18 protein-coding genes are annotated in these 22592 nt (G+C 58.4%); 5 read left to right on the forward strand and 13 right to left on the reverse strand.

Annotated features, from left to right (window positions below; all coding sequences use genetic code 11):
* Positions 1-77: 77 nt before the first annotated feature.
* The 13 genes from V476_RS03420 to mtnA form a co-directional block, all read right to left on the reverse strand.
* On the reverse strand, positions 78-2072 hold the full coding sequence (locus tag V476_RS03420) for a polysaccharide biosynthesis protein (protein ID WP_024960063.1): 1995 nt from the start codon (positions 2070-2072) through the stop codon (positions 78-80).
* Positions 2073-2176: 104 nt separating this feature from the next.
* On the reverse strand, positions 2177-3187 hold the full coding sequence (locus V476_RS03425) for an MraY family glycosyltransferase (protein WP_024960062.1): 1011 nt from the start codon (positions 3185-3187) through the stop codon (positions 2177-2179).
* Positions 3180-4160 (reverse strand): UDP-glucose 4-epimerase family protein, encoded by a 981-nt coding sequence (locus V476_RS03430; protein WP_003393782.1) that lies wholly within the window; start codon positions 4158-4160, stop codon positions 3180-3182. Before V476_RS03430 ends, V476_RS03425 begins: the two co-directional genes overlap by 8 nt.
* A 198-nt stretch (positions 4161-4358) precedes the next feature.
* Positions 4359-5792 (reverse strand): MBL fold metallo-hydrolase, encoded by a 1434-nt coding sequence (locus V476_RS03435; RefSeq protein WP_024960061.1) that lies wholly within the window; start codon positions 5790-5792, stop codon positions 4359-4361.
* 412 nt (positions 5793-6204) lie between these two features.
* Positions 6205-6447: a lipopolysaccharide assembly protein LapA domain-containing protein gene (locus V476_RS03440; protein WP_003314660.1), complete on the reverse strand. Its 243-nt coding sequence runs from the start codon at positions 6445-6447 to the stop codon at positions 6205-6207.
* Positions 6448-6471: 24 nt separating this feature from the next.
* Positions 6472-6768, reverse strand: coding sequence for an integration host factor subunit beta (gene ihfB, locus V476_RS03445; RefSeq protein WP_002554561.1), 297 nt, complete (start codon positions 6766-6768; stop codon positions 6472-6474).
* A 321-nt stretch (positions 6769-7089) separates the two neighbouring features.
* Positions 7090-8781 carry a 30S ribosomal protein S1 gene (rpsA, locus tag V476_RS03450; protein WP_002554562.1) on the reverse strand — a complete coding sequence of 564 codons (1692 nt, stop codon included), beginning with the start codon at positions 8779-8781 and terminating at the stop codon, positions 7090-7092.
* Positions 8782-8902: 121 nt separating this feature from the next.
* Positions 8903-9592 (reverse strand): (d)CMP kinase, encoded by a 690-nt coding sequence (gene cmk / locus V476_RS03455; RefSeq protein ID WP_003319089.1) that lies wholly within the window; start codon positions 9590-9592, stop codon positions 8903-8905.
* Positions 9589-11193, reverse strand: a complete 1605-nt coding sequence (locus tag V476_RS03460; protein ID WP_024960060.1) for a prephenate dehydrogenase/arogenate dehydrogenase family protein — start codon at positions 11191-11193, stop codon at positions 9589-9591. The genes cmk and V476_RS03460 overlap by 4 nt, the downstream gene beginning before the upstream one ends.
* 57 nt (positions 11194-11250) lie before the next feature.
* Entirely contained in the window at positions 11251-12345 is a 1095-nt protein-coding gene (pheA, locus tag V476_RS03465) for a prephenate dehydratase (protein ID WP_003314657.1), read from the reverse strand.
* Positions 12345-13430, reverse strand: coding sequence for a 3-phosphoserine/phosphohydroxythreonine transaminase (gene serC / locus V476_RS03470; RefSeq protein ID WP_024960059.1), 1086 nt, complete (start codon positions 13428-13430; stop codon positions 12345-12347). The genes pheA and serC overlap by 1 nt, the downstream gene beginning before the upstream one ends.
* A gap of 204 nt (positions 13431-13634) precedes the next feature.
* The gene (gene gyrA / locus V476_RS03475; protein ID WP_024684554.1) at positions 13635-16412 is read right to left on the reverse strand and encodes a DNA gyrase subunit A; all 2778 of its coding nucleotides are present in this window, start codon (positions 16410-16412) and stop codon (positions 13635-13637) included.
* A 304-nt stretch (positions 16413-16716) separates the two neighbouring features.
* Positions 16717-17793, reverse strand: coding sequence for an S-methyl-5-thioribose-1-phosphate isomerase (gene mtnA / locus V476_RS03480; RefSeq protein WP_004416794.1), 1077 nt, complete (start codon positions 17791-17793; stop codon positions 16717-16719).
* 120 nt (positions 17794-17913) lie between these two features.
* On the opposite strand from mtnA, the gene V476_RS03485 reads away from it, so the two are divergent.
* From V476_RS03485 to V476_RS03505, 5 genes are all read left to right on the forward strand, one after another.
* Positions 17914-19245: a TRZ/ATZ family hydrolase gene (locus tag V476_RS03485; RefSeq protein WP_024960058.1), complete on the forward strand. Its 1332-nt coding sequence runs from the start codon at positions 17914-17916 to the stop codon at positions 19243-19245.
* A gap of 85 nt (positions 19246-19330) precedes the next feature.
* A complete protein-coding gene (gene ubiG / locus V476_RS03490) occupies positions 19331-20029 on the forward strand; it encodes a bifunctional 2-polyprenyl-6-hydroxyphenol methylase/3-demethylubiquinol 3-O-methyltransferase UbiG (protein WP_003369710.1) in 699 nt (232 codons plus the stop codon).
* A gap of 3 nt (positions 20030-20032) precedes the next feature.
* The gene (gene mupP / locus V476_RS03495; protein ID WP_003314649.1) at positions 20033-20704 is read left to right on the forward strand and encodes an N-acetylmuramic acid 6-phosphate phosphatase MupP; all 672 of its coding nucleotides are present in this window, start codon (positions 20033-20035) and stop codon (positions 20702-20704) included.
* Between the two features lie 12 nt (positions 20705-20716).
* Positions 20717-21457 (forward strand): YciK family oxidoreductase, encoded by a 741-nt coding sequence (locus tag V476_RS03500; RefSeq protein WP_024648749.1) that lies wholly within the window; start codon positions 20717-20719, stop codon positions 21455-21457.
* Between the two features lie 207 nt (positions 21458-21664).
* On the forward strand, positions 21665-22591 hold the full coding sequence (locus V476_RS03505; protein ID WP_003424751.1) for a GGDEF domain-containing protein: 927 nt from the start codon (positions 21665-21667) through the stop codon (positions 22589-22591).
* Position 22592 lies beyond the last annotated feature (1 nt).

Genomic DNA, 22592 nt, shown 5'->3' on the forward strand with positions numbered 1-22592 from the left:
GTCGAGCGTTGCTGCCTGTTGCCGGATCGTTCAACGTATTTCCACCCCTGCCCAGAGCCCCGGCAGTGCTGATGAAATCACGTTTCGCCGCTGCGTTCCTGATACATCCAGTCAACGATTTCACCTTCTGGCGTATAACCGTTTACCGTTTCGCGCAGCAACTGACGCACGCTGGTGTAATCATCTCGGTCGACCGCATCCAGCAGCTTTGTCAGGCGGCCTTTCAATACATCCCATGACAGGCAATCTTCGTTTGCACTCATGATCATCGGGTGCTCGGTGGCAACCACGTTGTCGCCGATCAACAGCTCTTCATAGAGTTTTTCGCCGGGACGCAGGCCAGTGAACTCGATGGAGATATCACCGTGCGGATTTTTCTCCGAGCGAATGGCCAGACCGGAAAGATGGATCATCTTCTCGGCCAGTTCGACAATCTTGACCGGCTCCCCCATATCGAGAACGAAGACATCGCCGCCATGCCCCATGGAGCCGGCCTGAATCACCAACTGAGCGGCTTCGGGGATGGTCATGAAATAGCGGGTGATCTTTGGATGCGTCACCGTCAGCGGACCGCCTGACTGGATCTGCTTGTGGAACAGCGGGATCACCGAACCGGAAGAGCCAAGCACGTTGCCAAAGCGCACCATGGTAAAGCGGGTCTTGTTGACCTGATAGACGTTGGCCTTGTCACCGAAGATCACTGGCGCGGTTTCGCGGCTCAGTGCCTGCAATATCAATTCGGCAAGGCGCTTGGTACTGCCCATCACGTTGGTGGGGCGGACCGCCTTGTCGGTAGAGATCAGGACAAAGTTGGACACCCCTGCCTGCAACGCCGCCTGGGCGGTATTGAGCGTACCCACAACGTTGTTGATGACGCCTTCGGCAATATTGTGCTCGACCATCGGCACATGCTTGTAGGCAGCAGCGTGATAGACCGTATCGACCTTCCAGGTTTTCATGATCGACAGCAGCTTGGGGTGATTGCGTACCGAACCGAGTATGGGCAGCAATTTCACCGAGAGTGACTCTCGAGCCGAGCGCTGTTCAAGCTCGGAGAGAATGCTGTAGAGATTGAACTCGCTATGGTCCAGCAGCAGTAATTGGGTAGGTTGCAGCAGCAGTATCTGTCGGCACAGCTCGGAACCGATCGAGCCGCCGGCGCCGGTCACCAGCACCGTCTTGCCCTTGATGCAGTGCTCGAGCAGGTTATCGCGAGCCGGGACTGCATCGCGCCCCAGGAGGTCTGCGATGTCGACTTCCTGAAGGTCATCGACCTTGACCCTGCCAGCGGCCAGATCCATGAAGCCCGGAACGCTTCGTACGTGCAGCGGGAAGCCTTCCAGAAAGCCGAGGATTTCCCGACGACGCCCACGCGACGATGACGGGATTGCCAGGAGGATTTCCTGAGCTCCCGTGGAATCGATCATTCGCTGGATGTTTCGCGGCTTGTAGACCTGAAGACCGGAAATGACCCGATTGGAAATCGACTCATCATCATCGATGAACGCCACCGGATGCATCAGACGGCCCATGCGCAATGCGGCGACCAACTGGTTTCCCGCTGCACCGGCGCCGTAAATGGCAACCTTCTGCAAACCGTTGTCGCTCTTGGCGAAAGGCACATGCTGCGCCGCAGCGAACCAGTCGCCGAGAAAATACTGCCGCATGGCCAGGCGCAGACCACCGATCATGACCATGCTCAGCCACCAGTAATTGAAGATCACCGAACGCGGGACCAATTGCTGGTGGTTGCTGTACACGTAGACCATGCAACCAAGGATCAAGGACGACATCGTGACGGCCTTGATGATGGCAATCAGCGCATCATTGCCGAAGTAGCGCATGACTGCGCGATACATGCCGAATCGTATGAACAGCGGGATAGCCGCAACGGGCGCACTGATGAACAGCCACGTGTGCTTCTCGAGAGGATTGATCAGCTCATCGATACCCAGCCGTACCACAAACGCCATCCACAGAGCCAGCCAGACCAGGAAGACGTCGGTAGCAACCTGAATTATTCGTTTTTTGCGGCGTGGTAGAGCCAGTAATCTGGTCCGCAATCTGCTCATCAATTTTTTTATGCTCCGTTATGCTACCGGTTGCAACATGATCTGAAATCGGTACCTGTGAAACAGCTACGTGTCTGAGACAACCAGAAAAACACTTCGTTACCTTATTCTGCCTCGCCGGCGCCGAACCTCAACGCCAGCAGAATCAGCGGGCAGTAAGCAATGACCGCCCATATAAGCCCTTCCCCATCGCCCAGCGCAACCCATAGTGCAATGGGCAGCAACCACACCAGATTGATCAACCCCACCGCAAGCGTAACCGGCACATGCCTGCCGTAGTGACGCGAAGCAAACTGGTAAGCATGGCTGCGATGCGCCTCGTAGAGCCTTTCTTTGCGTAACAGGCGTCGCACGAGGGTTACGGTCGCATCGACGACAAACACTCCCAGCAGAATCAACCAGGACCAGAATAACTGAGGTGAAGCCCAGGAACCCTGAATGGATAGCACACCGAGCACTATGCCGAGGAAACCACTGCCCGCATCGCCCATGAATATCTTCGCCGGAGGGAAGTTCCAATAGAGGAAACCTGCTGCGGCAGCGCCCAGCATGAGCACTTCCCAGGACAGCCCGGCCTGGCCGCCAAACGCGTAGATAATGCTCATGCCCAGGCATACCGTGACCGCCTCGATACCGGCGATGCCGTCTATTCCGTCCATGAAGTTGTAGAGGTTCAGAATCCACACCAGATAGAACGCCGCGAGCACCTGCCAGAGCCCCCCCAGGTCGACCGTCCAGCCCATGATGTCGAGCGGGGCAAGTCCGCCCAGCCAGAACAAGGCCCAGGCAGCCGCAGCAAAGTGCCCCAGCAGGCGCCACCGTGCGGCGATATGCCCGTGATCGTCCATGAAACCGATCACCGCCACCAGGCCTCCCGAACCGACAATTGCGGCAAGCGCAGAGGGAGGCAGATAACCCGCCCACCCCAGCACAGCGATCGCCAGGATGAAAGTGATGACGATGGCAACACCGCCGCCCCTGGGCGTGGGTATGGAATGCGAACTTCGGGCGTTTGGAATGTCGATCAGACTTTTGGCGAGCGCATACTTGCGCAGCAACGCCGTTAGAATCAGAGACAGAAAGGCAATAGCGATTACCGACAGCCACTCAATCATGCTTGTCGTGTTCCAGATAATATCGGGCAGTGTCCTGCATGGCGTGTTCAATACTCACAGGTGGATGCCAATCCAGCATCGTACAGGTTTTACTGATATCGACCTGCAGCGAGTTGCACAGCCGTTGTGAAAAAGCTTTCTTGCCTAACAGTGCTGCAGCCGCTTTCAGCAGTACGGCCGGCACCGGCAACAGTCGAGCAGGTTTGCCCAGGGCCTTGCCCATTTCGCGCAGCAGCCTGGTCGTGGACAAATCTTCCCCATCACTGACCAGAAACGTCTGGTCAGCCGCAGCAGGATGATCGACACAGACCGTCACCAGGTCTGCCAGGTTATCCACCGCCACAAGGCTTCTACGATTATCGATGGACCCGAGCGGCAACGGCAGCCCCTTGTCCAGCCAGCGCATCATGCTTCTGAAGTTAGCCTTGACCCCCGGACCGTAGACCAGTACCGGTCGAATGATCACCACCTGCATACCGGTGCGGGCAGACAACTCACGCAAGCCCTCTTCGGCCCTGTGCTTTGAAACACCATAGGCATCCAGCGGATTGCACGGGTCGCTGGCCGTGAATGGCGCACCAACAGGCGTAGACTCGCCATTGGCCTTGATGGAACTGATAAAGATGAAGCGTCTGACGCCTGCGGCTGCGGCCTGCTCGGCCAGATTCAGCGTTGCGGTGACATTAGCGCGGAAGTATTCCTGATCCGGCGCTTCAGCGGTCTCGTTCAGTACATGAACACGGGCAGCACAATGAATCACCACGTCCGCGCCAGCTACAAAACTTGCCCATTGATTGTCCGGTGCCAATGATTGCGCGCTGACAACATCGATGCGCGGACTGGAAGCGACATAAGCGCCTCGGACTGCAACCCTCACAGCAAAGCCTGTGCGCTCGATCAGCCGACGAACCACGGCACTGCCCACGAAACCTGTCGCACCTGTTATTGCAACCAATGCAACATCACCGCTCATGCAAACACGCCCTTCCAAATCGGCCAAATATTGCTCAAGTAACGCTTTTTGACAACTGAAATATGTCCAATCCATTTTATAACGTTCACGATGATGCTCAACGTGTACCAAGGTCAATGCACAATCATCATGTCCTGGCACTTACTTGCAAGAATTCGATTACCACGCCAGCCGACAACTAACGTGCTCATCGTGCCTTCAAGGGATAAACAGTTCCAACGGGCGTTTTTCGAGCGAGTACTTACGACTCAGAATATTACCCAGAACCTTTTTCGCAGCCGCTTCGCCATGCACCAACCGAATCTGCGTCGGCCACTCTTTCATCCCCGTGACGAATTCGACCAATTCGACCTGATCGGCGTGAGCAGAATAGCCTTTTGCGGTATGGACTCCGGCATTTATATCAAAGCGCTCGCGATCCAGCTCTACATAGCCGCCCGATGGGCCATGTAACTGAATGGCCTCGCCCGGTGTTCCCTTGCCCTGATAGCCGACAAATACCACGTTATGTCGCGTGTCGCCGAGCATGGCTTTCAGGTAATTGACGATTCTGCCTCCTGCACACATGCCGTTACCGGCAATCACAATGGCCGGACGCGCCGTACTGGCCAGGTAATTGACCGTACGCAAATGCTCTTCATGGGTGTCGACGGTAACCAGTTGCTCGAAACCCAACGGCTTTCTGCCGACGTCGAGCCTTAGCCGGGCGTCCTCATCCCAATAGTCTTCGAACGACTGATAGACCTTGGTAAAGCGACTCGCCAGAGGCGAATCAAGGATGATCGGCAACCTCGACCAGTCTGGGGCACTCTCACCCCGGTGCTCGCTGCTTTCAGTGCAATGATTCGAAGGCATCTTGCGTCGCAGTATGTCTTCCAGCTCGTAGAGCAATTCCTGGGTTCGGCCGATGCTGAACGCCGGTATCAGCACGGTGCCGTTATCCTCCAGCGCCTTGTCTACGATGCGCTCAAGTCCAAGCTGACGAATGTTGCGATCTTCGTGAACACGATTGCCGTAGGTGCTTTCCAGCACCAGCACATCCGCGCGCTCGGGCGGCTTCGGCGCAGGCAGAAAAGGCGTATGACTCGCCCCCAGGTCACCGGAAAACACCACCCGCACAGAACGCCCTTGTGCAGGATATTGAAGATCGCATTCTATATAGGCCGACCCCAATATGTGTCCGGCGCGCTGCAAGCGGACCCGGCAATGCAAGGATTCGTTGTCGATCAGGCTGAACCAGTCATCGAATGGCAGAGCGATAATTCTCTTGTTGATGACGTCCAGGTAGCGCGCGACTTGCCCGGGGTCGTGTGCAAATTCAATTTTCAGGAGATCTTCCATGACCAGTGGCAACAGATGGGCACTGGGCTCACTGCACAGTATCGGCCCCTTGTAACCGGATCCCAGCAACTCTGGAATACGCCCGACATGGTCATTGTGTACGTGGCTGATCAGCAGCGCCCTGATAGCCTCGGGATCGAATCCGAATGACGCGCGTTCGGACTGCCTGCCGCGCTCCTGCACCGACCCACAGTCAATCAGCAGGCTGCTCGATACGTCGATGTGCAGCTGATGACACGAGCCCGTTACTGTATCGACAGCGCCGTGATGAATGATTTGCGGATAAGACATGCAGTCACCTTTTCTTGCCAGCCTGCTCTGAATATCCGGGATATCCGATATCAGGGCTGAACATTAAGTTTCGGCGCATTCTGCACTTGAACGAATCATTTTCAAGCCTTGACACAAGGCTGTCAGGGCAGCAGTAATCGACGCTGAAAATCAATATAACCCGTACCCCCTTTAAAATGGGTACACGATTTAAAAAAGCGAATATTCCTACACGGCGTAGTAACTAATCTTCATATAACAGAAGAATAAACCGACAGAATTATAAGACTCTTTTTTCGACAAAACTGTTTGAAGACACAACAAAGCGTGCCAGCTCAGCAGCAGCGCATGCTGCTTCATGAACAGAAGGGAGTAAAAGACGCGCGCTATCGTGTCGCCAGATCGTTCTCCGACGACGCATGATCAGCGCTGCTCAGACAGAGCGAGGGGAAGGTGCGCGCTTTTTGCGAAGGCTGGCTATCCACGCCAGTATCGGGCCAATGACCATGCCCACGAGCAACGCGAGGACAACAGGCAATGCCAGCGGAAGCTGAGGCGCCGACCAACCGAAAAACGTCACGGCAACAGACTGCCGGTTCTCAAGCACAAACACAGTTGTTGCCAAAACAACGAGCAATACGGCGACGATCAAAATGACTCGTTTGAAGATACGCATCTGGTGATCCTGTGGTGAATGGCTTTAAAAGCCCTCTTCTTCATCTTCGTTGACGCGATCCCGCAGCTCCTTGCCCGGCTTGAAATGCGGGACAAACTTGCCATCGAGGCTGACCGACTGACCGGTCTTCGGGTTGCGCCCTACCCGCGGTGCGCGGTAATGCAGCGAAAAGCTGCCAAAGCCTCGAATCTCGATTCGGTCTCCGGTTGCCAGACACTGGGACATTTGTTCAAGCATGGTCTTGATGGCCAGCTCGACATCCTTGGATGAGAGCAGCCCTTGATGGGTGACAATTCGTTCGATCAACTCCGACTTCGTCATATTTTTCCCTTCTTTTTCAAGCAGCTAGATCAGCGCTTGGAAGGTTTTAGCATGACCGGATGAATTTGAACAGCCCATCTATTGACTTATGTTCAATCCCGTCTAACCAGGCATGAACAGATTACAGCGACATGACAGGGGCGAGGCAGGGGAAGGGAGCTGGAGCAATAGACGAAACGAGACAGCCTGAGAGGCCAATGGAGGCGTTTTGCGACTCACACTGTGCGTGAGAGCAAGCCAGGAAGACCTGAACCTGTAGGGCCTGAACGATAGAAACAAAAAAGGACGACCGAAGTCGTCCTTTTTTTGGTCAAGCAGAACTTAGTTCTGTTTTTCCATTTGCGCGCGCAGCAGGTCACCAATAGTGGTAGGACCAGTGCTTTCAGCGACTTCAGGCTTGCTACGCAGGCTCTGGATCGCTTCTTTCTCGTCTTCAACGTCTTTCGACTTGATGGACAAGCTGATTACGCGGCTCTTGCGGTCAACGCTGATGATCTTGGCTTCGATCTCTTCGCCTTCCTTCAGAACGTTACGCGCGTCTTCAACGCGGTCACGGCTGATTTCGGAAGCCTTGAGGGTCGCTTCGATGTCGTCGGCCAGAGTGATGATGGCGCCTTTGGCGTCAACTTCTTTAACGATACCGCGAACGATGGCGCCTTTGTCATTGACAGTGACGTACTCGGAGAACGGATCGCTTTCCAGTTGCTTGATACCCAGCGAGATACGCTCACGCTCAGGATCAACCGACAGGATCACAGTGTCGAGCTCGTCGCCCTTCTTGAAGCGACGTACGGCTTCTTCGCCCACTTCGTTCCAGGAGATGTCGGACAGGTGAACCAGACCGTCGATGCCGCCGTCCAGACCAATGAAGATACCGAAATCGGTGATCGACTTGATGGTGCCGGAGATTTTATCGCCCTTGTTGAACTGGCCAGAGAAATCTTCCCACGGGTTAGATTTGCACTGCTTGATGCCGAGGGAGATACGACGACGCTCTTCGTCGATGTCCAGAACCATGACTTCCACTTCGTCGCCAACCTGAACGACTTTCGAAGGGTGGATGTTCTTGTTGGTCCAGTCCATTTCGGAAACGTGTACCAGGCCTTCCACGCCTTCTTCCAGCTCTGCGAAGCAGCCGTAGTCGGTCAGGTTGGTAACACGCGCGGTAACGCGGGTGCTTTCCGGGTAGCGAGCCTTGATAGCGACCCATGGATCTTCACCCAGTTGCTTCAGACCCAGGGAAACACGATTGCGCTCGCGATCGTACTTCAGGACCTTGACATCGATCTCGTCGCCAACGTTGACGATTTCCGATGGATGCTTGATGCGCTTCCAGGCCATGTCGGTGATGTGCAGCAGGCCATCGACGCCACCCAGATCGACGAATGCGCCGTAATCGGTGAGGTTCTTGACGATACCCTTGACTTGCTGACCTTCCTGCAGGGACTCGAGCAGAGCTTCGCGCTCGGCACTGTTCTCGGCTTCCAGGACACTGCGACGGGAAACGACAACGTTGTTGCGCTTCTGGTCCAGCTTGATGACCTTGAACTCGAGCTCTTTGCCTTCCAGGTGAGTCGTGTCACGCACAGGGCGGACGTCAACCAGAGAACCAGGCAGGAACGCACGGATGCCGTTAACGTCGACAGTGAAGCCGCCTTTAACCTTACCGTTGATAACGCCCTTGACCACTTCTTCAGCTGCGAAAGCCGCTTCCAGAACGATCCAGCACTCGGCACGCTTGGCTTTTTCGCGGGACAGCTTGGTTTCGCCAAAGCCATCTTCGACCGCGTCCAGCGCAACGTGAACTTCATCACCGATCTTGATGGTCAGCTCGCCAGCGTCGTTGTGGAACTGCTCCAGCGGGATGAGGCCTTCAGATTTCAGACCGGCGTGAACCGTAACCCAACCTGCCTGGTAGTCGATATCAACGATGATCGCGGTGATGATCGAACCGGCCTGAAGGTTGAGGGTCTTTAGGCTTTCTTCAAAAAGTTCTGCAAAGCTTTCGCTCATTTTAATTCCTGTTGATCAAGGGCGAAGGATACGCCCATCTGCCACGCTCCAGACAACGTGGGTTTCGTTCAAGTAAAAGAAAGCCTGCGGGACTATGACTGGTCTCCCACATGCTTCTTCGTCACCCGGCAATACCGCGAAGCGCGATTTCGCTCAGAATGCGTTCCAGCACCTGTTCGATGGACAATTCAGTGGAATCCAGCTGTATGGCGTCGTGCGCCGGCTTCAACGGTGCTACCGCTCGCTGGGTGTCACGCTCGTCGCGTGCACATATCTCATCTAGCAGACTCGACAGACTAACATCATCGCCCTTGGCCTTCAACTGCAAGTAACGTCGACGCGCACGCTCCTCGGCACTGGCGGTGAGGAATATCTTCAGCGGTGCATCCGGAAAGACCACGGTACCCATGTCGCGACCGTCCGCGACCAGACCCGGCTCTTCCTGAAACGCTCGCTGACGCAACAGCAACGCATCGCGCACCGCCGGCAGCGAGGCCACCTGTGATGCGCCACTGCCGACCTGCTCGTTGCGAATGGCGTGGGTGACGTCCTCGCCTTCCAAAATGATGCGCTGCCCCTGCCCTGCCGCAGTCGCTTCGAACTGAACATCAAGATGAGCGGCCAGAACCTTGAGCGCTTCTTCATTGGTCAGGTCGACACCGTGATTGCGCGCCGCGAAAGCCAGCAGGCGATACAACGCGCCGGAGTCGAGCAGGCACCAGCCAAGTTTCCTGGCCAGCAATCCGGCGACAGTGCCCTTTCCGGAACCGCTGGGGCCGTCGATGGTAATAACAGGAGCTTTGATTTTCACTTTTTGTCCTCTTGCGCTACACGCATGCCAACTTGAGCGCACAGCGCCAGAAAATGGGGAAACAATGCGGCGGCATCCGCGCACGCCTGGATACGGATGGGTGCCGAAGCCCTCAACGATGCAACGCGAAACGCCATGACGATACGCTGATCACCGCGAGCATCCACCTCGCCGCCACCCGGCACACCGCCTTCGATAATGATGCCATCCAGCACGGGCTCGGCCTCGATACCGAGCGCCAGCAAACCGTCAGCCATCAGCCTGACGCACTCCGACTCATCGGCTTGCAGGGCCTGCGCGCCGCGCAGAATGGTACGCCCTTCTGCGCAGGCTGCGGCAACAAGAAGCACCGGAAATGCATTCAGCGCCAGAGGCACCAGTGCTTCGGGGATGTCAGCGCCTTTGAGCCGGGCCGAGCGAACATGCAGGTCAGCGACCGCTTCATTCGCCAGCTTGCGGACGTTCTGCAGCACGATATCGCCGCCCATCAGGCGCAAGATATCGATCGCCCCCTCGCAAGAGGAACTGACGGGAACGTCCTCCAGCAGCAGATCGCAGCCTTCACTGATCGACGTCGCGACCATGAACAGCACCGCCGACGTCACGTCAACCGGCCCCTTGATGCGATGACTGACACCCTCAGCAGACCCACCGTGGAGTGCACGAGGCTCCTCAGGTGCGGTATCGACACGCGCACGGCTGGCGAGAATTCTGCCGAAGTGCTCCCTCGCTGCGCGTGCACGGGTAAATACATCCATCAACTGCGCGCCATCACCGGCATCCACAGCCTCGCGCAAGGCGTCGAGATCGGTGCGAAAGCTGTCCAGGGTGCGCAGTACGGCATCACGATTGGCCATGAAAATGTCATGCCACATGGTCGGATCGCTGCCTGCGATGCGCGTGAAATCACGAAACCCGCCCGCGGCATACCTGAATATGTCCAGGTTCTCATTGCGCTTGGCCAGCGAGTCGACCAGACCGAATGCCAGCAGATGCGGCAGATGGCTGGTGGCAGCCAGCACCTCGTCGTGGCGCTCGACCTGCATGTGCTCAACGTCAGCCCCAAGGGCTGACCACAACTGGTCGACAATCGCCACCGCCTGGGGATCGGTTTCAGTCAGTGGCGTGAGAATGACCTTATGGCGACGAAACAGCGCCGCATTGGACGCCTCGACACCGCTCTGCTCGGAGCCTGCAATCGGATGGCCGGGCACGAAGCGCGACGGCATGTGCCCGAACGCCTGACGTGCAGCCCTCACCACATTGCCTTTGGCGCTGCCGACATCGGTCAGGATTGCATGACCCAGATCGATCGGCGCCAGCAGCGCAAGCAGCTTTTCCATGGCCAGTATCGGCACCGCCAGCTGGATCACGTCCGCACCACGGCAAGCGGTGGCAAGGTCAGCCTCACAACGGTCCACGACCCCCAGCTCTACCGCCAGCTGTCGCGACTGCGGATCGAGGTCGACGCCGACCACTTCGCCACACAGGCCGCTTTCGCGCACACCCTTGGCAAAGGAACCACCGATCAGCCCGAGCCCGACGACCACCAGACGACCGATCACCGGCCGTACTGACTGTTCTGCAATCACATCAACCACGCGAACACACCTGACAACCCGGCAAGGTAAAAAACAAACGAATCATGGACCACACCCTCAGAGCACCGCTTTCGGGTAGGAACCCAGCACCTTCAAGGCGACGGCTTCGCTGCTGATTCGCTCCAGCACGGCCTTGACCAGCGGATCCTTGTGATGGCCGACGAAGTCAATGAAGAACACGTAGGTCCACTTGCCACTGCGCGAAGGACGGGTCTCGATACGCGTCAGGTCCAGGCCATTCTCGTGAAACGGCACCAGCAGCTCGTGCAGCGCGCCCGGCTTGTTGCTCATCGACACAATGATCGAGGTTTTGTCATCGCCGGTCGGCGGGACTTCCTGATTGCCGATAATGAGAAAACGCGTGGAATTGTCCGGACGATCTTCGATCTTTTCCGCCAGTCGGGTCAGGCCATACAGACCTGCCGCCATATCGCCGGCGATGGCCGCCGAGTTCCACTCGCCCTTTACCCGTTTGGCAGCTTCGGCGTTGCTGGCAACGGCGACGCGCTCGACATTCGGGTAATGGGCATCCAGCCATTTACGGCACTGAGCCAGCGACTGGGCATGGGAATAAATGCGCGTGATGCTTTCCGTCTTGGTGCTTTCGCCCACCAGCAAATGGTGGTGAATGCGCAGTTCGACTTCGCCGCAGATCACCATGTCGTGTTCAAGAAAGCTGTCGAGGGTGTGATTGACCGCGCCTTCGGTGGAATTTTCCACCGGAACCACGCCGAAATTCACGGCACCGGCGACCACTTCGCGGAACACTTCGTCAATTGCAGCCATCGGCAGACTGATGACGGCGTGCCCGAAATGCTTCATCGCGGCGGCCTGGGTAAACGTCCCCTCAGGGCCAAGATAGGCGACCTTGAGCGGCTGTTCCAGCGCGAGGCAGGAAGACATGATTTCGCGGAACAGACGCGCCATTTCTTCGTTGCTCAACGGCCCGCGATTACGCTCCATGACTCGCCTGAGCACCGCAGCTTCGCGCTCCGGCCGATAGAACACCGGCACCTCGCCTTCAGCCAGCGAGGACATCTTGACCCTGGCCACCTCTTGGGCACAGCGGGCACGCTCGCTGATCAGTTCCAGAACCTTCTCATCGAGGCTGTCGATACGGACGCGAAGCGCCTTGAGTTCTTGCTCGGACATCAGCCGTGCTCCTTCTCGAAGTCTTTCATATAGGCCACCAACGCGTTGACGGCGTTGATATCGATCGCGTTGTAGATGGATGCACGCATGCCACCCACCGAGCGATGGCCCTTGAGGTTAAGCAGGCCGTTTGCATCGGCACCGGCCAGGAACGGCTTGTCGAGACGATCGTCAGCCAGACGGAACGGGACGTTCATCCACGAACGATCAGACTTGTTGATCGGGTTGCTATACAGCTCGCTGGCGTCGATGAAGTCATACAGCGTGCGCTGCTTGATTTCGTTGCGCTTGCCGATCGCTTCGACACCGCCCTGCTCTTTCAGCCATTCGAAGACCAGCCCGGACAGGTACCAAGCCAGGGTCGGCGGCGTGTTGTACATCGAACCATTGTCGGCCGCGACTTTGTAGTCGAGCATGGTCGGGCACAGCGAGCGCGCACGACCCAGTAAGTCTTCGCGAATGATCACCACCACGATGCCGCTGGGGCCGATGTTCTTCTGGGCGCCGGCGTAGATCATGCCGAAACGCGAGATATCGAGCGGACGCGAGAGGATGTCCGAAGACATGTCGGCCACCAGGGGCACGTCGCCGGTTTCCGGAATCCAGTTGAATTCCAGGCCGCCAATGGTTTCGTTTGGCGCGTAGTGGACGTAAGACGCGTCCTTGGACAGCTTCCACTCGCTCTGGCCGGGAATGGCGAAGTAACCGTAGGCCTTGGCGCTGGCCGCGACGTTGATTGCGCCATAGCGCGAAGCCTCGTCGATAGCCTTCTGCGACCAGATGCCGGTGTCGATGTAATCGGCCTTGCCATTTTCAGGCAGCAGGTTCAGCGCGATCTGGGCGAACTGCTGGCTGGCACCGCCTTGCAGGAACAACACTTTGTAATTCGAAGGAATGGACAGCAGATCACGCAGATCCTGCTCGGCCTTGGTGGCAATGGAGACGAACTCATCACTGCGGTGGCTCATTTCCATGACGGAAAGGCCTTTGCCATGCCAGTCGAGGAGCTCCGCCTGGGCACGCAGCAGAACAGCTTCAGGAAGCGCAGCAGGACCTGCGCAGAAGTTAAAGGCTCGCTTGCTCATATCCACTCTCGTCAAATACGTTGGGTCTGTACGCGCTTGTTTCTGGTTGCTTGCCACGAGCAGACAGACGCCGCAGCGACTGGCAGCTCCTTGCGGGAATCTTGATCCGGCCGCCGGGCTGGCCGAATACCGCAAGGGCTGGACTTGCCTGGAATGCAGATGCATGCACAGACGAGCCAGCCCTTACCTGATTTACGTTACCGCTTAGTTCTGTGGTTCGTCTTCGTCTGACGCAGCATCCGCCTGCAGGCCTTCACCGGCATCGTCCACTTCAGCAGCATCGACGATCACGCCGTCGACAAGCTCACCCTCAAGCTCTTCGCCTTCGACTTCCGACGGCTCCTGAACACGCTCCAGACCGACCAGTTTCTCGTCGCTGGCCAGCTTGATCAAGGTAACGCCCTGGGTGTTACGACCCAGACTGGAAACTTCACCGACACGGGTACGAACCAGCGTGCCCTGATCGGAAATCAGCATGATTTCTTCGCCATCGAGCACCTGAACCGCGCCGACCAGACGGCCGTTACGCTCGTTGCTGACCATGGCGATGACGCCCTGACCGCCACGCTTGTACTCGGGGAACTCGGAGATCGCCGTACGCTTGCCGTAGCCGCGCTCGGAAGCGGTTAGAATCTGGCTGCCTTCTTCCGGGATCAGCATCGAAATCAGCTTTTGCCCTTCTGGCAGACGCATACCACGAACGCCGCGGGCTGTACGGCCCATGGCGCGCACGTCGGATTCCTTGAAGCGGGTCACCTTGCCGCCGTCGGAGAACAGCATGATTTCCTGTTCGCCATCGGTAATGGCTGCGGAGATCAGGATATCGCCCTCGTCCAGTTCAAGGGCGATGAGGCCCGAGCTGCGCTGACGGCTGAATGCAACCAGCGGAGTCTTCTTGACGGTACCGTTGGCGGTGGACATGAAGATGAACGGAGCCTTCTTCTTGTCGGCCGCCTTGATACGGGCCTTGCGCTCTTCTTCGGTCTCGCTGCTGTTTTCCGCGTCGTCCAGCTCGCCTTCCAGCGCCTCGCCTTCTTCATCGGCACGCTTGCGCATGGCTTCGAGGTCGACCGGCAGCATGGTGGTGATGTATTCGCCGTCGCTCAAAGGCAACAGGTTGACCAGCGGACGACCACGGGCAGCGCGGGACGCTTCCGGAATCTCGTAGGTCTTGAGCCAGTAGACCTTGCCCTTGCTGGAGAACATCAGCAGCGTGGTGTGGCTGTTGGCAACCAGCAGGTGAGCAATGTAATCCTCATCCTTGATGCCGGTGGCCGACTTGCCCTTGCCGCCACGACGTTGAGCCTGATAGACCGCCAATGGCTGAGTCTTGGCATAGCCACCGTGGGAAATGGTGACAACACGCTCTTCTTCGGTGATCAGGTCACCCAGCGTCAGGTCAAGACGTGCATCGAGAATTTCGGTGCGACGGGCATCGCCGTATTCGGAGCGGATCAGTTCCAGCTCTTCGCGGATCACTTCCATCAGGCGCGTTGCGCTGTTCAGGATGCGGATCAGCTCGCCGATCTGGTTGAGAATTTCCTGGTACTCGCCCAGCAGCTTCTCGTGCTCGAGACCGGTCAGGCGGTGCAGACGCAGTTCCAGAATGGCCTGAGCCTGTTCCGGCGACAGGAAATACTTGCCTTCACGCAGACCGTATTGCGGATCGAGGTTCTCGGGGCGGCACGAATCGGCACCGGCACGCTCGACCATCTCGACCACTGCGCTCGATTCCCAAGGCGTCTTGATCAACGCTTCCTTGGCTTCGGCAGGTGTCGGAGAGGCCTTGATGAGGGCGATGACCGGGTCAATGTTGGACAGCGCAACGGCCTGACCTTCAAGGATGTGGCCACGCTCGCGCGCCTTGCGCAGTTCGAACACGGTACGACGGGTCACCACTTCGCGGCGATGACGAACGAAGGCTTCCAGCAGATCCTTGAGGTTCAGGATGCGCGGACGACCGTCGATCAGGGCGACGATGTTGATACCGAAAACGCTTTGCAGCTGGGTCTGGGCATAGAGGTTGTTGAGGATAACCTCAGGCACTTCGCCACGACGCAGCTCGATGACCACGCGCATACCATCCTTGTCGGACTCGTCGCGCAGTTCGGTGATGCCTTCGAGTTTCTTTTCCTTGACCAGCTCGGCGATCTTCTCGATCAGACGCGCCTTGTTCAACTGGTAAGGCAGCTCGGTGATAACGATCTGCTGGCGACCGCCCACCTTGTCGATGTCTTCGACGATGGAGCGGGCACGCATGTAAATGCGTCCACGGCCCGTGCGATAGGCTTCGATGATGCCGGCGCGACCGTTGATGATCGCCGCAGTCGGAAAATCCGGACCGGGGATGTATTGCATCAACTCGTCGATCGTCAACTCGGGGTTGTCGATCAGCGCCAGGCAACCGTCGATGACTTCACCGAGGTTGTGCGGCGGGATGTTGGTCGCCATGCCCACGGCGATACCGCTGGAACCGTTGACCAGCAGGTTGGGAATACGGGTCGGCATGACCGCCGGGATCATCTCGGTGCCGTCGTAGTTCGGCACCCAGTCCACGGTTTCCTTGTGCAGGTCGGCCAGCAGCTCGTGCGCCAGCTTGGTCATGCGCACTTCGGTGTATCGCATGGCGGCGGCGTTGTCGCCGTCGACCGAACCGAAGTTGCCCTGACCGTCTACCAGCAGGTAACGCAGAGAGAATGGCTGAGCCATACGAACGATGGTGTCGTACACGGCGGTGTCGCCGTGCGGGTGATACTTACCGATCACGTCACCAACCACACGGGCGGATTTCTTGTACGGCTTGTTCCAGTCGTTACCCAGCTCGCTCATTGCGAACAGCACGCGCCTGTGCACGGGCTTCAAGCCATCGCGTGCATCGGGCAGTGCGCGACCGACGATTACGCTCATTGCGTAGTCGAGGTAGGACTGCTTCAGCTCGTCTTCGATATTGACCGGGAGGATTTCTTTGGCCAGTTCGCCCATGAGAAGCCTGATTCCTTTTTCTGGTGAAACCTCGCAAACCCATTCGGGGTATACGAAGCTCGCCGCTGCCAGCATATGCAGGGCAGCGACTTACGACAAATCAACGAGTTATGCCATGAATCTACGCAGCGTGGGCGACTACAATCAGTGTCCCCGATAACCGCCGGATATTACCACAATCGCCGAGGCGCTCACATCCTTTGCAGGCGCTGAAAGCGAGCCGCAGACACATAACACGCCTGAGAAACGCTTACAGGCCCGCCCAGCCGCATTGCACAACGGCGACGGGTCGGGCCTGTCTGCCTCAGTGAAGGTGTTTACGGCTCATCAATTGAGCCATGCGCGCGGTATCGGGACGTTCGACAATGCCCTTTTCGGTCACGATGGCGTCGATCAGGTCGGCCGGCGTCACATCGAACACCGGGTTGAAAGCCTCGACCTCGGCGCCGACTCGCTGGCCGCCCACTTCGAGCAGTTCACGGCCGTCGCGCTCTTCAATGATGATGTCGTCACCACTGGCCATGTCCATGTCGATGGTCGAGCTCGGTGCGACCACCATGAAGCGCACCCCGTGGTGCATGGCGGCGACAGCAAGCTGATAGGTGCCGATCTTGTTCGCCACGTCGCCGTTGGCGGTGATGCGGTCAGCACCGACGATGACCCAGGTGATGCCCTTGGTGCGCATCAGGTGCGCGGCGGCGGAATCTGCGTTCAGGGTCACCGGGATGCCCTCGTTGGCCAGCTCCCAGGCGGTAAGCCGCGAACCCTGCAGCCAGGGCCGGGTTTCGTCGGCGTAGACCCGCTCGATCATGCCTTCCAGATGCGCCGCACGAATCACGCCCAGCGCCGTGCCGAAGCCGCCAGTGGCCAGCGCCCCGGTATTGCAGTGGGTGAGCACCGTCTGCAGATTACCCTGGTGCTTGCGGATCAGGTCGGCGCCCAGCTGGGCCATGGTCAGATTGGCCTCGCGGTCGCTCAGGTGAATCGCCACGGCTTCGGCCTCGAGGGCCGCCAGCGGGTCATCGCCGTGCTTGACGCGCATCAGACGATCACGCATCCGGTTCAGCGCCCAGAACAGGTTCACTGCCGTTGGGCGCGAATCGGCCAGCAACTGCAAGTCCTCTTCCAGCGCCGGATACCAGTCTGCACCTTGCGCGATACGCGCACGTGCGGCCAGCACCGCACCATAGGCAGCACTGATGCCGATAGCCGGCGCGCCGCGCACGACCATCGTGCGAATCGCTTCGGCGACTCCCTCGGCGGTGGTATAGCGGTGCCAGACTTCCTCGAACGGCAGTACCCGCTGGTCCAGCAGGTACAGAGCGTCGTCTCGCCAATCGATGGCCTTAACTTTCTCTGCAGCCAACATTCGATCGCGCATCGCCAACTCCATCTTGAACATCCGAAACCCAGCATCAAAAGCCGCTGATTATAGCGAGCCGCCTGCGAAGACGCTCGGGTATACTTCGTCATCAACGTAATAAACGATGGAAACCTTCTCATGCCGAACGCTACAGCACCGCTCGACCTTTTGCTCCTGCCCGACTGGCTGGTGCCGGTCGAGCCCGCAGGCGTCGTGCTCAAGGACCACGGCATCGGCATTCGCGATGGCTGTATCGCTTATATCGGTCCACGCGCCGAAGCGCTGCGGCAAAACGCCGTGCAGGTGCTGGAACTGCCCGGCATGCTGCTCAGCCCCGGCCTGATCAACGCCCACGGCCATGCGGCGATGACCTTGTTTCGCGGGCTGGCCGATGACCTGCCACTGATGACCTGGCTGCAGGACCATATCTGGCCTGCCGAAGGCAAGTGGGTCGATGAAGACTTCGTGCGTGACGGCACAGACCTGGCCATCGCCGAGCAGCTCAAGGGCGGCATCACCTGTTTCTCCGACATGTATTTCTACCCCAAGGTGGCCGCCGAACGCGTCCACGCCAGCGGCATGCGTGCGCAGATCACCGTCCCGGTGCTGGATTTTCCGATTCCAGGTGCCCATACCACGGCTGAAGCCCTGCACAACGGCATCGAACTGTTCAACGATCTCGCCCATCATCCACGCATCAAGATCGCCTTCGGCCCGCATGCGCCCTATACCGTGAGCGATGAGAACCTGGAGAAGGTCCGGGTAATCGCCGACGAGCTGGACGCCACGATCCAGATGCACGTCCACGAGACCGCATTTGAAGTCGAGCAGGCTGTCGAACAGCGCCAGGAACGCCCCCTCGCCCGCCTCAACCGGTTGGGCATGCTCGGGCCGCGCTTCCAGGCCGTGCACATGACCCAGATCAGCGACGACGATCTGGCCCTGCTGGTGGAAAGCAATACCAACGTCATTCATTGCCCGGAATCCAATCTCAAGCTGGCCAGCGGTTTCTGCCCGGTTGAACGACTGTGGCAGGCCGGTGTGAACGTTGCGGTGGGCACCGACGGTGCCGCCAGCAACAATGACCTGGACCTGCTCGGCGAAACCCGCACCGCCGCCTTGCTGGCCAAGGCTGTTGCTGGCTCGGCTACGGCGCTGGATGCACACCGCGCGCTGCGCATGGCAACGCTGAATGGCGCTCGCGCCCTGGGTATTCAGGCCGAGACCGGCTCGCTGGAGATCGGCAAGGCGGCGGACATGGTCGCTTTCGACCTGTCGGGCCTGGCCCAGCAACCGATCTACGATCCGGTATCGCAGCTTATATATGCCACTGGCCGCGATTGCGTGAGTCATGTCTGGGTGGCCGGCAAGCAATTGCTCGACGCTCGCCAGCTGACCCGCATGGATGAACACGCTTTGCGCGACACCGCGATCGCGTGGGGCCAGCGTATTTCCGGTAAAGCCGAATAATTCGATTCGGACCGAACACATGCCAGTCAGGCTTATCTATAACCCTGACTGATGAAAAAGAATTTTGAGTTCAAGAGGGACACCCATGAGCAACGTCGACCGCGCAGAAATCGCCAAATTCGAGGCCCTGGCCCATCGCTGGTGGGACCGCGAAAGCGAATTCAAGCCGCTGCATGACATCAACCCGCTGCGCGTCAACTGGATCGACGAGCGTGTCGGCCTGGCGGGCAAGAAGGTGCTGGACGTCGGCTGCGGCGGCGGCATTCTCAGCGAGGCGATGGCTTTGCGCGGCGCCACGGTGACCGGCATCGACATGGGCGAAGCGCCGCTGGCAGTTGCGCAGCTGCATCAGCTCGAATCGGGTGTCAGCGTCGAGTATCGACAGATCACCGCCGAGGACATGGCCGAAGAAATGCCCGAGCAATACGATGTAGTGACCTGCCTGGAAATGCTCGAGCACGTGCCGGACCCCTCCTCGGTGATCCGCGCCTGCTACCGCATGGTCAAGCCTGGCGGCCAGGTGTTCTTCTCGACCATCAACCGTAACCCGAAAGCCTATCTGTTCGCCGTGGTCGGCGCCGAATACATCCTTAACCTGCTGCCACGCGGCACTCACGACTTCAAGAAATTCATCCGCCCTTCCGAGCTGGGCGCCTGGAGCCGTGACGCCGGTCTGCAGGTCAAGGACGTCATCGGCCTGACCTACAACCCGCTGACCAAGCATTACAAGTTGACCTCCGATGTCGGCGTCAACTACATGATCCAGACCCTGCGGGAGGCATGATTGATGCGCCTGAGAGCGGTTTTATTCGACATGGACGGCACCCTGCTCGACACCGCACCGGACTTCATCGCCATCGCCCAGGCAATGCTTGCAGATCGTAACCTGCCTGCGGTGCCGGACAAACTGATCCGCGACGAAGTTTCCGGCGGTGCCAGAGCCATGGTCGCGGCCAGCTTTGCGATGTCCCCCGAAGATCCACAATTCGAGGCATTGCGCCTGGAATTTCTGGAACGCTATCAGCGTGACTGCGCCGTTCACAGCAAACTGTTCGACGGCATGGACGAACTGCTGGCCGACATCGAAAAGGCGGGGCTGATCTGGGGTGTGGTGACCAACAAACCGGTGCGCTTTGCCCAACCCATCATGGAGCGGCTCGGCCTGTCGGAACGCTCGGCGCTGCTGATCTGCCCTGACCATGTCACACACAGCAAGCCACACCCGGAACCGATGATTCTGGCCTGCCGGATGCTTGACCTGGACCCGGCCAGCGTTCTGTTCGTAGGCGATGACCTGCGCGACATTGAGTCCGGGCGCGACGCCGGCACAAAGACCGCCGCCGTGCGCTACGGCTATATCCACCCCGACGACAACCCGGATCACTGGGGTGCCGACGTGGTGGTCGATCATCCGCTGGAATTGCGCAAGGTGCTGGATAACGCACTGTGCAGCTGCTAAACGAGGCTTTACATGTTTGATTACTCCGCGCACCCGGAACTGCTCAAGGGCCGGATCATTCTGGTCACTGGCGCCGCTCGCGGCATCGGTGCCGCAGCCGCCAAAGCCTACGCAGCGCATGGCGCCACCGTCCTGCTGCTGGGCAGGACCGAAGCCAGCCTGGCGCAGGTCCATGACGAGATAAATGCAGCAGGCCAGCCGCAGCCGTTGGTCATACCCTTCGATCTGCAAAGCGCCGACCCTGCGCAGTATCAAGCGCTGGCGACCATGATCGAGCGCACAGTCGGCCGTCTTGACGGGCTGCTGCACAACGCCTCGATCATCGGCCCGCGTACCTCAGTGGAGCACCTGCCCGGCGAAGACTTCATGGAGGTCATGCACGTCAACGTCAATGCCACCTTCATGCTCACCCAGGCACTGCTGCCGCTGCTTCAGCGTTCGGAGGATGCATCGATAGCCTTCACCTCCAGCAGCGTGGGCCGCAAAGGGCGCGCACAATGGGGCGCTTACGGCGTGTCGAAGTTTGCCACCGAAGGCCTGATGCAAACCCTCGCTGACGAGCTGGAAGGCGTCAGCACGGTCCGCGCCAACAGCATCAACCCCGGCGCGACCCGTACCGGCATGCGCGCGCAGGCCTACCCGGATGAAAACCCGCAGAACAATCCGGCACCTGAAGAGATCATGCCGGTCTATCTGTACCTGATGGGGCCGGACAGCAAAGGCATCAACGGGCAGGCATTGAATGCCCAGTGAAGGGAAAAGGCCGTTGTGACGAAAAACCGTCACAAAGGCTGTTTCGAGCGGCTTTTTAAGTCAAGGAATTGCCGATCCGGGGCCACTGTCAGAGAGATGGCGTCAGCTAAACCACTGATTTTAATAAGTCTGGCCAAAAATGAACCGAATGGCACCACGTCCCCTCTAACCCAGCCAAGCCAGCAATATGTGCTGAGGAGCGAAGAGATGAATTTTCCTACCCAGACCCATGCAATCGATTTCGATACGGCTGAACTGCAGCGCCTGGGTTTCAGAAATCGACCTGACGCCGTGCTTCCCCCCCCGTCACTGCCCGAGCTGATCTATCAGCTTGGGCGACAATTGCAAACCAGTCTGGAAGCCGAGCGGATACTGACCCTGTTCTTTCAAGGCGTACAACGGTTCCTGCCATTGAGCGGTCTGATGTATCGACATATCGAAAGCGACTTGCACCTGCGTCTGGGCGAGATGTCATCCGACAGCGCCAGTTTTCATCTGCGTCACGAAGGCAAATGCATCGGCGAACTGGAGTTTCAGGGCTCCAGGCCATTCGATACGCGGCAACTGAGCGACCTCGAATCCCTGCTGGTGTGCCTGGTGTACCCGTTGCTGAATGCGCTGCTGTACCGCATTGCTACCCAGACTGCCCTGCGTGACCCGCTGACCAGCACCGGCAATCGCATCGCCATGGATCAGAGCCTGGCCCGTGAAATCGAGATTTCACGTCGCCACAAGCAACCCTTGTCCCTGCTGATGCTGGATATCGACCACTTCAAGAAAGTGAATGATGAATACGGTCATCACACCGGTGACGATGTGCTGAAGACCGTCGCGCAGAGCCTTAAGGCACAACTGCGCAATATCGACCGGGTGTTCCGCTATGGCGGTGAAGAGTTCGTGGTGATTCTTTCCAACACTGGCGCCGATTCTGCCGAGCTGATTGGTCAGCGTCTGTGCCAGGCCGTGCGAAATCTCGAGTTTCGCGAGCTTAGCCCGGCATTGACCATGACTGTCAGCCTGGGTTGCTCGACACTGCTGCCGACTGAAACAGCCGACAGCCTGCTGCGTCGTGCGGACAATGCTCTGTACGTCGCCAAGCGCGAAGGCCGCAATCGTATCGCCATGGCAAGCTAGC

It is taken from the genome of Pseudomonas syringae KCTC 12500 (assembly GCF_000507185.2).
Taxonomy (GTDB): domain Bacteria; phylum Pseudomonadota; class Gammaproteobacteria; order Pseudomonadales; family Pseudomonadaceae; genus Aquipseudomonas; species Aquipseudomonas syringae.

What these genes read in the sequence shown, in the direction of transcription:
- V476_RS03440 (WP_003314660.1), bottom strand. Translation starts at nt 6,447, where the DNA reads ATGCGTATCTTCAAACGAGTCATTTTGATCGTCGCCGTATTGCTCGTT.
- rpsA (WP_002554562.1), bottom strand. Translation starts at nt 8,781, where the DNA reads ATGAGCGAAAGCTTTGCAGAACTTTTTGAAGAAAGCCTAAAGACCCTC.
- V476_RS03485 (WP_024960058.1), top strand. Translation starts at nt 17,914, where the DNA reads ATGCCGAACGCTACAGCACCGCTCGACCTTTTGCTCCTGCCCGACTGG.
- ihfB (WP_002554561.1), bottom strand. Translation starts at nt 6,768, where the DNA reads ATGACGAAGTCGGAGTTGATCGAACGAATTGTCACCCATCAAGGGCTG.
- pheA (WP_003314657.1), bottom strand. Translation starts at nt 12,345, where the DNA reads ATGTCCGAGCAAGAACTCAAGGCGCTTCGCGTCCGTATCGACAGCCTC.
- V476_RS03430 (WP_003393782.1), bottom strand. Translation starts at nt 4,160, where the DNA reads ATGAGCGGTGATGTTGCATTGGTTGCAATAACAGGTGCGACAGGTTTC.
- V476_RS03420 (WP_024960063.1), bottom strand. Translation starts at nt 2,072, where the DNA reads ATGAGCAGATTGCGGACCAGATTACTGGCTCTACCACGCCGCAAAAAA.
- V476_RS03505 (WP_003424751.1), top strand. Translation starts at nt 21,665, where the DNA reads ATGAATTTTCCTACCCAGACCCATGCAATCGATTTCGATACGGCTGAA.
- mtnA (WP_004416794.1), bottom strand. Translation starts at nt 17,793, where the DNA reads ATGCGCGATCGAATGTTGGCTGCAGAGAAAGTTAAGGCCATCGATTGG.
- serC (WP_024960059.1), bottom strand. Translation starts at nt 13,430, where the DNA reads ATGAGCAAGCGAGCCTTTAACTTCTGCGCAGGTCCTGCTGCGCTTCCT.
- mupP (WP_003314649.1), top strand. Translation starts at nt 20,033, where the DNA reads ATGCGCCTGAGAGCGGTTTTATTCGACATGGACGGCACCCTGCTCGAC.
- V476_RS03435 (WP_024960061.1), bottom strand. Translation starts at nt 5,792, where the DNA reads ATGTCTTATCCGCAAATCATTCATCACGGCGCTGTCGATACAGTAACG.
- ubiG (WP_003369710.1), top strand. Translation starts at nt 19,331, where the DNA reads ATGAGCAACGTCGACCGCGCAGAAATCGCCAAATTCGAGGCCCTGGCC.
- V476_RS03500 (WP_024648749.1), top strand. Translation starts at nt 20,717, where the DNA reads ATGTTTGATTACTCCGCGCACCCGGAACTGCTCAAGGGCCGGATCATT.
- gyrA (WP_024684554.1), bottom strand. Translation starts at nt 16,412, where the DNA reads ATGGGCGAACTGGCCAAAGAAATCCTCCCGGTCAATATCGAAGACGAG.
- V476_RS03425 (WP_024960062.1), bottom strand. Translation starts at nt 3,187, where the DNA reads ATGATTGAGTGGCTGTCGGTAATCGCTATTGCCTTTCTGTCTCTGATT.